At 42.5% G+C, this 15,581-nt stretch carries 11 protein-coding genes; 4 read left to right on the forward strand and 7 right to left on the reverse strand.

From position 1 onward, the window contains the following. Positions 1-99: 99 nt before the first annotated feature. From E7T07_RS05465 to melR, 7 genes are all read right to left on the reverse strand, one after another. On the reverse strand, positions 100-1,278 hold the full coding sequence (locus E7T07_RS05465) for an ATP-grasp domain-containing protein (RefSeq protein WP_135709895.1): 1,179 nt from the start codon (positions 1,276-1,278) through the stop codon (positions 100-102). Positions 1,279-1,477: 199 nt separating this feature from the next. Continuing rightward, entirely contained in the window at positions 1,478-2,776 is a 1,299-nt protein-coding gene (locus tag E7T07_RS05470) for an adenylosuccinate synthase (RefSeq protein ID WP_135709896.1), read from the reverse strand. A gap of 79 nt (positions 2,777-2,855) precedes the next feature. Further along, positions 2,856-4,304 carry a glycoside hydrolase family 32 protein gene (locus E7T07_RS05475; RefSeq protein ID WP_135709897.1) on the reverse strand — a complete coding sequence of 483 codons (1,449 nt, stop codon included), beginning with the start codon at positions 4,302-4,304 and terminating at the stop codon, positions 2,856-2,858. Positions 4,305-4,532: 228 nt separating this feature from the next. Continuing rightward, entirely contained in the window at positions 4,533-5,459 is a 927-nt protein-coding gene (gene cscK, locus E7T07_RS05480) for a fructokinase (protein WP_135709898.1), read from the reverse strand. Between the two features lie 13 nt (positions 5,460-5,472). Next, positions 5,473-6,660: a tyrosine--tRNA ligase gene (tyrS, locus tag E7T07_RS05485; protein ID WP_135709899.1), complete on the reverse strand. Its 1,188-nt coding sequence runs from the start codon at positions 6,658-6,660 to the stop codon at positions 5,473-5,475. Between the two features lie 243 nt (positions 6,661-6,903). Then, positions 6,904-7,617, reverse strand: a complete 714-nt coding sequence (sfsA, locus tag E7T07_RS05490) for a DNA/RNA nuclease SfsA (RefSeq protein ID WP_135709900.1) — start codon at positions 7,615-7,617, stop codon at positions 6,904-6,906. Positions 7,618-7,627: 10 nt separating this feature from the next. Next, positions 7,628-8,575 (reverse strand): transcriptional regulator MelR, encoded by a 948-nt coding sequence (gene melR / locus E7T07_RS05495; RefSeq protein ID WP_135709901.1) that lies wholly within the window; start codon positions 8,573-8,575, stop codon positions 7,628-7,630. 221 nt (positions 8,576-8,796) lie between these two features. Here melR and melB point away from each other — a divergent pair, with 221 nt between their 5' ends. From melB to pntB, 4 genes are all read left to right on the forward strand, one after another. Further along, positions 8,797-10,167, forward strand: a complete 1,371-nt coding sequence (gene melB, locus E7T07_RS05500; protein WP_135709902.1) for a melibiose:sodium transporter MelB — start codon at positions 8,797-8,799, stop codon at positions 10,165-10,167. 11 nt (positions 10,168-10,178) lie between these two features. Further along, positions 10,179-12,314 carry an alpha-galactosidase gene (locus tag E7T07_RS05505; protein WP_135709903.1) on the forward strand — a complete coding sequence of 712 codons (2,136 nt, stop codon included), beginning with the start codon at positions 10,179-10,181 and terminating at the stop codon, positions 12,312-12,314. Positions 12,315-12,577: 263 nt separating this feature from the next. Further along, positions 12,578-14,116, forward strand: coding sequence for a Re/Si-specific NAD(P)(+) transhydrogenase subunit alpha (pntA, locus tag E7T07_RS05510; RefSeq protein WP_135709904.1), 1,539 nt, complete (start codon positions 12,578-12,580; stop codon positions 14,114-14,116). An 11-nt stretch (positions 14,117-14,127) separates the two neighbouring features. Beyond that, positions 14,128-15,576, forward strand: coding sequence for a Re/Si-specific NAD(P)(+) transhydrogenase subunit beta (gene pntB / locus E7T07_RS05515; RefSeq protein ID WP_135709905.1), 1,449 nt, complete (start codon positions 14,128-14,130; stop codon positions 15,574-15,576). Positions 15,577-15,581: the final 5 nt, after the last annotated feature.

The raw sequence follows: 15,581 nt of genomic DNA on the forward strand, positions 1-15,581 counted from the left end.
TTATCCACAGAAACTATGGATTAAAATTGAATAAAAATTTTTTTGTTGAACACAGTTGCTACGGTTCATTTGCCTTAGCAAAGGGAAATAGAATATAACTTATTGTTTCTCTTGCGCAAAACGAACGATTTCGTGCATTTGCTCCATGGTTTCAGTACGAGCCAAAATACCGTGTTCGCCCATAATTTTAGCAAACACACCTGGAACAGTTTGCACGCTGATGATATTGCCAGCGTATTTTTGACATACTTCATCAATGCTGTGTTTGTAGTTTTTGTTTGCCTTACGAGAAATATAAACCACATTCCAAGGGTGCGTGATGTTTGAGTAGAATTTATTTTCTTTCACGATATTGGCATATTCTTTGAATACATCAAAATCGTTCGCATAGTTCCACATATCAATGGTTAAACCACCCGGTGGACGGCAGTTGATTTCAAGTGGCATTAATTCGCCAGTTTTCTTCACACGGAAATATTCAAAGTGGAAGAAACGTTCACGCACTTTAAAGGCTTCTACACATTTTTCGCCTAATTTGACTAAATCTTGTTTAATTTCACGTGGCACGTAATAGAACATATCGTTGTCTTTTTCAACGGTATCTAATACCACTTCAGAATACTCAAGGCTTGAGTAGAATACGATATTGCCGTCTTTATCAGTTAAACCGTCAAAGGTCACGATATCGCCTTCAATGAACTCTTCCATAATGTATTCAACGTGGGCATTTTTATAACCAAAAAAGGCTTCTAATTCGTCCGCACTTTTGATTTTGTAGGTATCGCTCGCCCCAACGCCAGAATTTGGTTTGATAATTACAGGGAATTTAAGCTCTTTGGCTAGTTTGCGTGCGTCTTCATCATCTTTAAACACACGACCTTTCGCCACTTTTAAGCCCGCTTTGCGGAACACTTCTTTCATTTGTGCTTTGGTTTTGATTGCCAACATATCTTCGTTTTTATAGCCCGATACATTGAAATCTGTACGCAATTTTGCGTCTAACTCAAGCCAGTATTCGTTGTGCGATTCCACACGATCAATGCGACCATATTTGTGAGCAAAATAACCGACTGCACGGTAAACTTGCTCATAGTCTTCCATATTATCCACACGATAATACTCAGTTAGCGAGTTGCGTAAGCCTTCGCTTAATTGCTCGTAAGGTGTGTCTGCAATCCCCAAAGTATTAAAACCACTTTCACGCAATCTCACTGCAAAAGTCTCGAAATTGGCAGGAAAATGTGGGGAAATCATTACAAAGTTCATTGGTCTTTGCATAGTGCTTCCTTTTGTTACAGATTATAAATAAATCGGATAAATCCTTTCAGCTAGGATAGATTGTAATCGAAAAATTAAAATTGTCGATATAAAATTTAATCGTTTGCGTGGAGTTTTGAGATTGATTAAGTAAAAATAAAGGAGAGAACAATAAGAGCGAGTTTTATTCGCTCTTATTTATAGGTGATATAACTAGATATTATGCTGCAAACGGATCTTGTAAAATCATGGTTTCTACACGATCCGGACCGGTTGAAAGAATGGCAACAGGCACGCCTGTGACTTCTTCAATGCGTTTCACGTAGTTATGAACCGCTTTTGGTAATTTATCGTATTCGGTTACGCCAAAGGTGTTTTCTTTCCAACCCGGCATGCTTTCGTAGATTGGTTCAACGCCTTCCCAGTCTTTGGCTGACAGTGGTGCATAATCAACCACTTCGCCATTTGGTAATTTGTAACCTACGCAGATTTTCACTTCATCAAAACCATCCAATACGTCAAGTTTGGTCATACAAAAACCGCTGATGGAGTTCACTTGAATTGCACGGCGAATTGCTACGGCGTCAAACCAACCACAACGGCGTGGGCGACCTGTTACGGCACCAAATTCATTCCCTTTACGTGCGATTTCAGCGCCCACTTCATCGAATAATTCCGTAGTGAATGGACCGCCGCCAACACGCGTACAGTAAGCTTTGATGATACCTAATACGTAGTCAATGTTGCGCGGGCCAAAACCGGCACCGGTTGCAACGCCGCCTGCTGTCGTATTTGAGCTGGTAACGAATGGATAAGTACCGTGATCGATATCTAACATTGCGCCTTGTGCACCTTCAAATAAGATATTGTCGCCATTTTTGCGCGCAGTATCTAAGATGGTGCTGACATCAGCTACCATACTTAAAATCACATCGCGAATGGCTAAAACATCGTCTAAGGTTTTTTGATAGTCAACGGCTTCTGATTTGTAGTAGTGAACCAGTTGGAAATTGTAGTAATCCAACACATTTTTTAATTTTTCCGCGAATTTTTCTTTGTCGAATAAATCGCTAACACGTAAACCACGGCGTGCTACTTTGTCTTCATAAGCCGGACCAATACCGCGGCCTGTTGTGCCGATTTTGTTGTTGCCAAGTGCCGCTTCGCGCGCGTGATCCATGGCTACGTGGTAAGGAAGAATTAACGGACAAGCTTCAGAAATTAATAAACGTTCACGAACGTTGATACCGCGGCTTTCCAATTCGCCCATTTCTTGCATTAATGCGGATGGTGAAAGCACTACGCCGTTCCCGATTAAACAGGTCACGTTGTCGCGTAAAATGCCGCTTGGAATTAAACGTAATACGGTTTTTTCACCGTTAATGATTAAAGTGTGACCTGCATTATGACCACCTTGGTAGCGCACCACATATTTCACGCGGTCGGTTAATAAATCAACGATTTTACCCTTGCCTTCATCGCCCCATTGAGCGCCAAGGATGACAACACTTTTACCCATAATTTTATCCTGTTGTGTTTGAAAATAATGCTCAATACTTTACTCGTTTTTTTGCTAAATCTCAACGAGAAAGCCCCAATTATTTGATCTCAATCGCTTTTGGTTGTGCAATTTCTAAGCGTAAAGCGCGGTCAGATTTCACCACATTTTGACGATCACGAATAAAGAAACGTGAAGTCATGGCTTTTTCACCGCGGTTTAGGAAAATTTCACATACAGAGCGGTCGAAGAAGATTTCCACTTGCTCAAGTTGTTCAATTTCGCAATAACGTTGGCTGTCAAATTTTTCCATCCAATCCGTTTGTTCTGTTTTGGCGCGGTCTAAGCAAAGCAGTTTGCCGTCATAGGAAAGCGTGAGGGTTTCGCCTTTTTCGTTGTGGAAGAAGTCCAATTTAAAGGGCTGTTGTTGCGCATCAAATTGGATATAAGCGCGGTCTAATTGGGCAATTTCCGCGGTATTTTCCACTTGAACCGCTTGAAGTGCGGTGAGATTTTGATAGATTTCACGCGCCGGCTGTTGATAAATTTTGCCTTGTTCGATGCGCAATTCTCGTGGCATGGTGAGCATCGAATGCCATTTGTATTCGTCCGTTGGGTAGGTTAAATCCGGTTGCCCAATCCAAGCAAGCAAGATCGTGCGATCAGCGACATTGGCAACGGTTTGTGGCGCATAAAAATCAAAGCCTTGATCTAATTCCGCGATATACGTGCTGTTTAAGGTTTGTCCCTCTAACTGCCCAATCGCGTACGTGGCGTGATAGTTATTTTGGAATTGGTGCGGTTCGCGGGTTTTGCCCTGCGGCGACCAAATAAACACATCATTGTCTTTGATTTTGAGCAAATCAGGGCATTCCCACATAAACACGTTGCGGTTGTCAAAAGCAGGCAACGCCAGTTCGCCGATAACTCGAGGTGTGTCCTCTAAATTATCCATTTCAAATATCACGGCTGTGCCGGTGAGATTTTCACGTTGTGCGCCGCAAACAAAACGGATTTTGCCTTCTGCGGTGAAATAAGGTTTTGGATCGCGGAAATGTTCGGTGTAACCTTGAGGCGCATTTTCAATTAACGGACGTTTGGACAGTAATTTGCCGTTTTTGTCGAAAATGGCTAAGTTTTGGAACGGCACGCGTTGATTATCGCTCGGACGGCGTGTGTTGCCCGTATAGAAACACGCAATGTTGTCGCCCACTAATAATGCGCCGCCTGAATAACAACCGTGGCTTTCAAACAGTTCATCCGGAATCAGATCTTGCGCGGGGGTAAAATGAATAAAATCTTGTGTAGTGTAATGTTTCCAATGTTTCATTCCGTGAATGGCATCAAATGGAAACCATTGATAAAACACGTGATATTTCTCGCCGTCCCAAATTAATCCGTTAGGATCGTTGAGTAAACCTGTTGGTGTCGTAAGATGATAGTGCGGCCGAAAATCTTTGTCTTTTTTTACCGCACTTTCGATTTGTGTGAGTTCACCTGCTGCCGCAGCATGTAGCGATTTGTATTTGCCGTTGTTGAAAATATGCATTGTAAAACCTGTATATTTCGGGAAAAATTCGGGCGGATACTTTCAGCCCTAGACCATGGATCACCCTATACGAGCCGTATAGGGTTCTTTAATCTGAGCCGCTCTGCGGCTCTTTTTTCAGCCCCAACGGGGCTGGGCTTAAGGAACCTAGCACGGCTCGTGCTAGGTTATTTCTCAAAGATAAACCTTGTCAACAATCAGGGCGGATACTTCGATCCGCCCCTGTGATTAATTGGCTAAAAAGTCTTTTAGCTGTTGTTGATTTGGTAATGCCGACATTGCGCCTTTGGCTGTGGTGGCAAGTGCGCCGCACGCGTTGGCTTGGCGGATAACTTGTTTTAAGACATCCAAGTCTTGCCAGTTGTCATTAAGCGATAAGCCGGCTAATAAGCCCCCTACGAAGGCATCGCCTGCGCCTGTGGTGTCCACAGGTTTGAGGGCTTTGCCGCTAACGGTTTCACGGTGACCATTTAGGTGGAATAATGCCCCATCTTTACCCATAGTGATGATGATCAGTTTTTCCGGGTAAAGTGCGGTGATTTTCTCGAAAGCTTCCTCTAAGGTAGTGGTGTCCGTTAATAAGGTTAATTCTTCTTCCGAGAATTTTAATACGTCCGCTAACGCTACCGCTTGATTAACTACTAACTTCATTTCCGCCACAGACTTCCACAAACTTTCGCGTAAGTTTGGATCGAAAGACACTTTACCGCTCACTTCGCGAATTTTTTGCATGGCACGAATTGTTGCGGTACGGCTTGGTTCATTTAACAAAGCAATAGAACAGCAATGTAACCATTCGCCTGCTTGGAATGTCGGCAAATCGTGATGGTCTAAAAATTGATCCGCACTTGGGTTAACCATAAAGGTAAAGCTGCGCTCGCCGTTGTCTAAACCGACTACCACCGTAGAAGTACGATGGTCAGGATCAAGGTGCATATAATCCGTGTTCACGTTTTCATTGCGCAAGGTTTGTTGCATAAATTCGCCTAAAGGATCTTTGCCTACGCGACCGATAAAGGCACTTGGCACACCTAAACGCGCCACACCCACCGCCACGTTAGCCGGTGCGCCACCTGCGCATTTTAAGTAATGCGCCTCGCCGTCCGGGATAAGATCCACAACGGCATCTCCGAGAACCCAAATTTTGTTTGGCATAGTTATTTTCCTATTATTTCACTGTAATACGAGCAAATTTGCGTTTACCCACTTGGTAAACAAAGGTGCCTTTTTGTGCATTTTGACGAGCATCATCGATTTTTTCACCATCAATTTTGACACCGCCTTGTTGTGCACCACGAATGGCTTCGGATGTCGAAGACACTAAACCGGCTTCTTTTAACAAAGTGGCTAAACCAATGTCGCCTTCAAAGGTGAATTCAGGCATTTCGTCCGGCATTGCCCCTTTTTGGAAACGGTTGATAAATTCTTGTTCTGCCGCATCTGCCGCGGTTTCATCGTGGAAACGGGCGATAATTTCTTTGGCTAATAAAATCTTCACATCACGTGGGTTTTTGCCTGCCTCAACGTCTGCTTTAAGTTGGGCAATTTCAGCTAATGGACGGAATGAAAGTAAGTTATACCAATCCCACATTAATTCGTCTGAAATCGACATGATTTTACCGAACATTTCGCTTGGTGCCTCGGTTACGCCGATATAGTTGCCTAAAGATTTAGACATTTTTTTCTCGCCGTCTAAACCGACTAACAATGGCAATGTGATCGCCACTTGCGGTTTTTGACCGGCAGATTTTTGTAATTCACGACCCACTAACAAGTTGAAGGTTTGGTCGCTACCGCCTAACTCTACGTCTGCTTGCAATTCTACGGAATCATGACCTTGCAATAATGGGTAGATAAATTCGTGAATCGCAATCGGCATTTGGTTGGTAAAACGGTTTTTGAAGTCTTCACGTTCCAACATACGGGCAACGGTGTAGTTGCTCGCTAAACGGATCATGCCTTCCGTGCCCAATTTGCTCAACCATTCAGAGTTAAACACGATTTTGGTTTTTTGTGGATCTAAAATTTTGAAAATTTGTTCTTTATAGGTTTCCGCATTGCGCAAAACATCTTCGCGGCTTAACGGCGGACGTGTGGTGTTTTTACCGGATGGATCGCCAACCATACCGGTAAAGTCACCGATTAAGAAATACACATCATGACCAAATTGTTGGAATTGGCGTAATTTGTTTAATACCACCGTATGACCTAAGTGGATATCCGGTGCAGTAGGGTCAGCACCTAATTTCACTCGTAATGGACGGTTCTCTTTCAATTTTTCGATTAAATCTTGTTCAGAATAAATTTGATCGACACCGCGCTTTAGTTCCGCGAGAACAGTATTCAAATCAGTCATCGGTTTTGCCTGTATTGTAATATCATAAAAAAGAAAGGTTTCATTATAGTGAATATAATGGAAATGAAAAGAGTTAAAAGGTCAGTTCTTTGATTTTTCACAAAAGAAAAGGCGTTGACCTGTGGGGAAGTACAACGCCGAAAAGTTGGAGTGATTATCTATTATTGTTTGAATGGTTAGATGATAATAGTTCTCAAAAACATTGTCAACAATAAATGCAAATAATTCTCAAATAATTTATTCCTAAACAAACGGCACCGCTTTCGTTAACGAAAGTGCGGTGGGAATTCCATCTGTTTTTTCAAATTCGCCCGCATAAGCGTACGCCTCGACTCCTTCTTTTAACGCTTGTTTTAGCAACTTATCGTATTCAGGATCGATATATTCCGCAATTTTGAAACAATCAAAACCATCGTGTAGCCCTGCAAATAAAACCACGGCGCGATGTCCTTGTTTTTTCATTGCCATGAGTTCGCGCAAATGTTTTTGTCCGCGTGTGGTAACGGCATCCGGAAACATGCCAATGTTATTTTTCACTAAGGTAATGGATTTTACTTCCACATAACAATCGGGCAAGCCTTCCCCTTGTAATAAAAAATCAATGCGGCTGTTTTCTTCACCGTATTTCACTTCAGGCGTGATTTGTTGATAATCCGCCAGCTCTACAATCTGCTTATTTTGCAAGGCTTCGTAAACCAACTGATTTGAGCGGTGTGTGTTAATGCAAACTAAATTGCCATTGGGCAATTCCGTTAATTCCCAAGAACAAGGGTATTTTCGCGTGGTGCTTTTGGAATCGGAAAACCAAACGGTATCACCTTTTCCACCACAACCTGTCATCGCGCCGGTATTGGCACAATGCAAGGTGATTTGCTCTTGATTCTCGAATTGCACATCCGCCATAAAACGTTTGTAACGGCGAATAAGGATAGCGGATTGAAGTGGGGGGAGTTGCATAAATATACCTCTAAAGTAGGGTTAAAATTGTGTTATTTTCTTGATGTATCGGTAAATTTCCCCGTATTTGTTTACGGTAGTTCATCGGGGAAAAACCGGTATATTTTTGGAAATTTTCATAAAAACGACTTAAGGAATTAAACCCGGCCGTAAGCGAAACATCCAACATCGTTTTATCGGTATCGCTCAATAAGGCTTTGGCGTGATTAATGCGCATCATCGTAATATATTGTTTGATGGTGAGTTGCATCACGCTTTGAAACAGTCCCATGGCGTAATTGACATTTAATCCCACCGCACTTGCGACCTGTGAAACTGTAATGGATTGATTAAAATTTGTGCCAATATAATTGAGCATTTCAATCACATAATGTTGTGTATGGCGCGAGGATTTACCACCAAAATTAGGTTCATAGCGCGTTTTTAGTAGCAGTTCCCAACCATCTAATTCTAAGCGTTTTAACAGTAGCTGTATTTCGCTATAGACCAACTGATTATGATTAATATCATTTTTAGCGAGCTCATTCTCCCAGCGCGTAATTTCAAATGAACTCGCCAGATCTGCGCTTTTAGATTGAATGACGACACCGTGAGTAATATGCGTGACGAGATTATCCGCTAATTGCCAAGAAAGAAATTGGTGAACAGGTACATCGATGACCGCCATTTGAGTGCAATTTTTGCGATTAACCAAACTGTGGGGAATGGATGCCCAAAAGGCAGCAATATGATTTTTTTTGATGGTCAGAAATGAACCGTTATAAAAATATTCTACATCACCATCAAAAGGAATGTTGATTTCAATATGTCCGTGCCAATGGTGTGCCGGCATATTCACAGGCGGTTGCCAAAGTTTTACGCGTAGCGATTGTTTGTCTAAGGGGAGCGCTAATGGGCTGGTGGTTTTACTGCCGAGAGAATTTTCCGGATCAAAATAGCTGAGATGTTCAATGTTCATAAGCAACCTTTACGAATGAAGTGCGGTGGTATTATAGCGAGTTTTTTCGATAAATCCTATTTCCTTATGAAATATTCCTGAAATCTCAGTTTTTGTTATGCGGATCTAGAAAAATGAGATTTTGGGAATTTTGCGTGAGAAAACGATATAGGAAACCCCTTGCCTTTTTGTGATGATAACAGTGAATAATGATGTAACTGATAACAATAAAGGAGTTGAGTATGAGTTTATCTATGAAAACAAAACTCAGTTTTGGACTTGGTGCTTATGGTAAAGACTTTGCCATTGGTATTGTGTATATGTATTTGATGTTTTATTACACGGATATATTGGGCGTTTCCGCCGCGATTGTCGGCAGTATTTTTATGGTTGCGCGTGTGTGGGATGCCTTAAATGATCCTATTATGGGCTGGATTGTGAATAATACCCGTTCACGTTGGGGAAAATTTAAACCTTGGATTTTAATTGGAACCATTCTTAACTCAATCTCACTCTTTTCTCTTTTCTGCGCTGATTATTTCTCCGGTAATGCGTTAATTGTTTATATTGCGGTGACCTACATTCTTTGGGGGATGACTTATACCCTAATGGATATTCCATTTTGGTCGCTTACACCAACTCTAACCCTTGATCAACGCGAACGCGAAGAGCTTGTGCCTTATCCGCGTTTTTTTGCCAGTTTAGCGGGTTTTGTCACAGCGGGAATTTGTATGCCGTTTGTTGATGCGGTTGGCGGCGATGATAAAGGTTTTGGCTTTAGAATGTTTACCTTGGTGATTATTGCGTTCTTTGTGCTTTCAACCATTATTACGTTGGTCAATGTGAAAGAAAAATATTCTTCTGATGCCCTTGAAACCAACGAACCACAAAATAAAGTGCCACTTAAAACCTTGGTGTCATTGATTCCACGCAATGACCAGTTATCCAGTTTGTTAGTGATGGCGCTTTGCTACAACATTGCAGGAAATATTATTTCCGGTTTCGCGGTTTACTACTTTACTTACGTAGTCGGCGATAAAGAAATGTTCCCATACTATATGTCTTATGCCGGTATTGCGAACCTGGCGGTGATTGTGTTATTTGCGCGTTTAGCCAAAATATTTTCACGCCGTAAATTGTGGATCAGCATTTCGGTATGTTCCATTATTAGCTGTGCCATTTTAGCTTACACAGGGATTACGGATCATGTCAGCGTATTCTTGATTATTCTTGCCGGTATCTTTATGCAAATCGGTAGTGCTTTATTCTGGACATTACAAGTGATTATGGTGGCAGATACGGTGGACTACGGTGAATATAAATTAGGGATCCGTTCTGAAAGTATTGCTTATGCGGTGCAAACAATGGTGGTTAAAGCAGGCTCAGCAGTATCCGCTTTCTTAATTGGTGTGTTGTTAACGGCGATTGATTATGTACCTAACCAGCCACAAAGCGAAACCACGTTGTTCTATATGAAAATGATTATGATCGGTTTGCCAATTTTCTTCTATGCGATCAAATTATTTGTGTACTTCCGCTATTACAAACTCCACGGTGATCTATTGGCAAAAGTGAACATCGCCTTATTAGATAAATATCGTAAAGTAAACTAAGGATTTAAGCTATGAGTGAAATTATTCGATTAACAAGCAAAGAGACAGATTTAATTATTCGTACAGAACCGGCTGAAATTCTTTATTGGGGTAAACACCTTAATATTGATGATATTTCTGAATTCGATGCTATCGCCATTGATCGTGGTGTGGCAAATGGGAGTCTGGATGTGGATATTCCCGTGACCTTTGCCGCAGAAAATGGACGTGGCTATTTTGGTTGTTCCAGTTTAGAAGGACATCGAAACAGTTATGATTGGGCGCCGGTTTTTGTGACGAAAAGTGCGGTGAAAAATGGCAATCATTTAGTGATTGAGGCAGAAGATCCTATCGCGCAGTTAGCCTTTAAAACAGAAATTGAAGGTGATGAAAATGGGGTGTTTAAATTCCGCAATACGGTAACCAATTTAGCGGAAGGCGAGTTTACCGTGAACCGTTTAGCGGTCACGTTGCCTGTGCCGGAATATGCAGATGAAGTACTGAGTTTTTATGGACGCTGGTGTCGTGAATTGCAAGAAAATCGCTTACGCTTAAAACATGGTGCATTTACCCAAGAAAATCGTCATGGTCGCACGTCTCACGAATACGCACCAAATCTTGTGTTAGGACGACCGCACTTTAGTCAACAACAAGGCGAAGTTTGGGGTTTTCATTTGGCGTGGTCGGGGAACCACCGTATTCGTGCCGATGTATTAATTGACGGTCGCCGTTTTGCGCAATTAGAAAACTTATATTTTCCGGGGGAAATTGTGTTGCAACAAGGGGAATCTACATCAACCCCTTGGGTTTATGCGGCCTATTCGGATACGGGCTTGAATGGCATGTCGCAACAATTCCACAATCATATTCGTCAGCATATTTTGCACTTCCACCAACCTGTTCGTCCAGTGCATTTAAATATTTGGGAAGGGGTCACCTTTAATCATGAGCCTGCCCATATTATTGCCATGGCAGAAAAAGCGGCAGAAATGGGGGTAGAGCGTTTTATTATTGATGACGGCTGGTTTGTGGGGCGCAATGATGACTTCGGCGGATTGGGGGATTGGTACCTTGATGAGCAAAAATATCCCAATGGTTTAACGCCGGTGATTGATGCTGTGAAAAAATTAGGTATGCAATTTGGGATTTGGGTTGAGTTGGAAATGATTAATAAGCGCAGCAAATTGTATGAACAACACCCTGATTGGTTATTGCAATTAGACGGCTATGATCAACCTGAAGAACGTCATCAATATACCTTGGATTTAGTGAACCCGGATGCCTTTAATTATCTCTTAGAACGTATGGATTGGTTACTGGGTGAACATCAAATTGATTACATAAAATGGGATCATAACCGCCGTTTAGTGCAACCGGGGCATTTAGGTAAAGCCGCCGTTAAAGCACAAACGGAAGCCACTTATCGTTTATTTAGCATTTTGCAACAACGCTATCCGCAGGTAGAAATTGAAAGTTGTTCATCAGGCGGCGCGCGTGTGGATTTTGAAATTCTCAAGCGTTCGCAACGTTTCTGGACGTCAGACAATAATGATGCGTTAGCCCGCCAAAAAATCCAACGCGGAATGAGTTATTTTTATCCACCGGAAGTGATTGGCGCGCATATTGGTGGCGCACCATGCCAAACCACGCATCGCCATTTTTCTTTTGATTTCCGTGGCTTAACTGCATTGTTTGGACATATGGGCGTGGAGTTAGATCCTGTGAAAGAATCTGAAGAAGAACGTGCAGGTTTTGCAAAATATATTGCCTTGCATAAACAATTGCGTCCGTTGTTGCATAGTGGTGACGGATTCCGTTTGGATTATCATGATGAAAATACGTTGATTAATGGCGTGGTGTCTAAAGATCAATCTCATGCTGTGGTATTAATTAGCCAATTGGATATGCCTGATTATAAGCAAATGGGCAAATTACGTGTGCCTTATCTTAAACCTAATGCCACTTATCAGGTTAAGGCGATTTCTATTCCTGATTATATCGTGGCAGGGCAAGCCGGGCATTTAATGAAAACTTTCCCGCAATGGTTGAGAGACAGTTTTGATGGGAAAGCGATAACCGTGAAAAGCGATTGGCTGGCTTATGTGGGATTAACCATTCCTGTGTTAGATCCGCAAAGTGCCATGTTGATCGAGTTTCAGGCGGTTTAAGAGAATTAAGGTGGGTGATAATCCCACCTTTAATTTTTCCATTTTTTAACCGCACTTCATAGAATTTCTAATATCCTTGATTGTTTTTTCCTTTTTATGCAATTAATCACTATTTTATAGCGTTTATTCATAAAAAAAGGGTTCCAATTCTGCGTTGTTTAGTGGTAAAGTTGAACACAGTTTGACTTTTGTCATCGTGGGTATTTGGGCGGCTGAATGGGTTGCTCAATATGTCAATATCAACCAATTGAGAAGGATACGTTATGTTAATTGGTGTACCTAGAGAACTGCTAAACGGTGAAACACGTGTTGCTGCAACACCGAAAACCGTTGAGCAGATCAAAAAACTTGGCTTTGAAGTCATTGTTGAACACAATGCCGGCTTTAAAGCGAGTTTTGAAGACGATGCATTTGTAAAAGCAGGTGCAGCTGTCGGCACAACAGAAGAAGTTTGGAATTCGGACATTATTTTTAAAGTGAATGCGCCGACTGAACAAGAAATTGCGCTGATTAAAGAAGGGGCAACGCTGGTTAGTTTCATTTGGCCTGCGCAAAATCCTGCTTTAATGGAAAAATTGTCCGCGAAGAAAATCAATGTGTTAGCGATGGACGCAGTGCCACGTATTTCTCGTGCACAAGCGTTAGATGCCTTGTCTTCAATGGCAAACATTTCAGGTTATCGTGCGGTCATCGAAGCGGCTAATGCATTCGGTAGCTTCTTTACCGGGCAAATTACCGCAGCAGGTAAAGTGCCACCGGCAAAAGTACTCGTGATTGGTGCGGGCGTTGCCGGTTTAGCGGCAATTGGTGCGGCAAATAGCTTAGGTGCGATTGTGCGTGCGTTTGACTCTCGTCCAGAAGTAAAAGAGCAAGTGAAATCAATGGGCGCAGACTTCTTAGAAATCGACTTTGAAGAAGAAGGCGGCTCAGGTGATGGTTATGCTAAAGTGATGTCGGAAGAATTTAACCGCCGTGCAATGGCACTTTATGCAGAACAAGCCAAAGAAGTGGATATTATTATTACCACTGCAGCAATTCCGGGCAAAGCGGCACCGCGCTTAATCACAAAAGAAATGGTGGATTCAATGAAACCGGGTTCAGTGATTGTGGATTTAGCAGCGGCAACAGGCGGTAACTGTGAATATACCAAAGCAGGCGAAGTGGTTGTTACAGAAAACCAAGTGAAAGTGATTGGTTATACCGACTTCCCGGCACGTTTACCAACGCAATCTTCACAACTTTACGGTACAAACTTAGTTAATTTATTGAAATTATTAGCACCAAATAAAGATGGTGTGATCGATATTAACTTTGAAGATGTGGTACTTCGTGGCGTAACGGTTATTCGTGATGGTGAAGTTACGTGGCCGGCACCACCAATTCAGGTTTCAGCGCAACCGCAACAAAAACAAGCGGCAGCACCTGTTGAGAAGAAAGAAGAGAAACCGGCGGATCCACGCAAAAAATATGGCGCAATGGCAGCTGCCGGCGTATTGTTCCTATGGATCGCTTCTGTGGCACCAGCGGCATTCTTATCACACTTTACCGTCTTCGTATTGGCTTGTGTGGTTGGTTATTACGTGGTGTGGAACGTTAGCCACGCATTACATACCCCGTTAATGGCGGTAACGAATGCGATTTCAGGCATTATTATCGTTGGGGCGGTGTTACAAATTCGCCAACCAACAGGCAACTTATTTATTGATATTCTTGCCTTTATTGCGATTTTAGTGGCGAGCATCAATATTTTTGGTGGCTTTAAAGTTACCCAACGTATGTTGGCAATGTTTAGAAAAGGTTAAGGAGAGCAACAATGTCTTTTGGTTTAGTTACAGCGGCATATATTATTGCTGCCATTCTTTTCATTATGAGCTTAGCCGGCCTTTCTAAACACGAAACTGCCAAAGCAGGCTGCTGGTACGGTATCGTGGGTATGGGCATTGCTCTGGTGGCAACCATTTTCGGGCCGCAATCACAAGGCACACTTTGGATCCTGATTGCAATGGCAGTAGGTGGCTACCTTGGTGTACGCAAAGCCTTAAAAGTGGAAATGACAGAAATGCCGGAATTAGTGGCAATTCTTCACAGCTTCGTAGGTTTAGCAGCGGTTTTAGTAGGCTTTAACAGCTGGGGCTTACACATTGAAGCGGTGCCACCGGCAAATTTAGATGAAGTGGCTTTAGCCGCATTCCACGCAGAACAAGCGACCTTAGCGAATATCCACAATGTTGAAGTGTTCTTAGGGATCTTCATCGGTGCGGTAACTTTCTCAGGTTCATTAGTGGCATTTGGTAAATTAAGCGGCAAATTATTTGGTCGTAAAGTGTCATCAAGCGCGTTAAATTTACCGCACAAACACAAATGGAACTTAGCGGCGTTAGTGGTTTCAGCCTTGTTAATGGTGGCGTTCTTAAATAACCCACATAACATTTTCCCGGTCTTGTTAATGACGGCTATCGCATTAGCATTCGGTTGGCACTTAGTGGCTTCTATCGGTGGTGCGGATATGCCGGTAGTTGTTTCAATGCTTAACTCTTACTCAGGTTGGGCAGCCGCAGCAGCAGGCTTTATGTTAAGCAACGACTTGCTTATCGTAACCGGTGCGTTAGTCGGTTCTTCAGGTGCGATTCTTTCTTACATTATGTGTAAAGCGATGAACCGCTCATTTATTAGCGTGATTGCCGGTGGCTTCGGTAACGATGTTCAAGCAAGCAAAGGCGATGAAGAATACGGCGAACACCGTGAAACTACTGCGGAAGAAGTGGCAGAAATGCTGAAAAATGCAAGTTCTGTGATCATCACGCCGGGATACGGTATGGCGGTTGCGCAAGCACAATATCCGGTGGCTGAAATTACAGCAAAATTACGTGAGAAAGGCATTAACGTTCGCTTCGGTATCCACCCTGTTGCAGGTCGTTTACCGGGTCATATGAACGTATTACTGGCAGAAGCGAAAGTACCTTACGATGTGGTATTAGAAATGGATGAAATCAATGATGATTTCGAAGATACTGATGTCGTATTGGTTATCGGTGCAAATGATACCGTAAACCCGGCGGCATTAGACGACCCATCAAGCCCAATCGCAGGTATGCCGGTGCTTGAAGTATGGAAAGCACAAAACGTTATCGTATTCAAACGCTCAATGGCAGTAGGCTACGCAGGCGTACAAAACCCGCTATTCTTCAAAGAAAATACCCAAATGTTATTTGGTGATGCGAAAGAACGTGTGGATGATATTTTACGTGCGTTAAATAGCTAATTGAA

This window comes from Actinobacillus porcinus (genome assembly GCF_901764995.1).
Lineage (GTDB): Bacteria > Pseudomonadota > Gammaproteobacteria > Enterobacterales > Pasteurellaceae > Exercitatus > Exercitatus porcinus.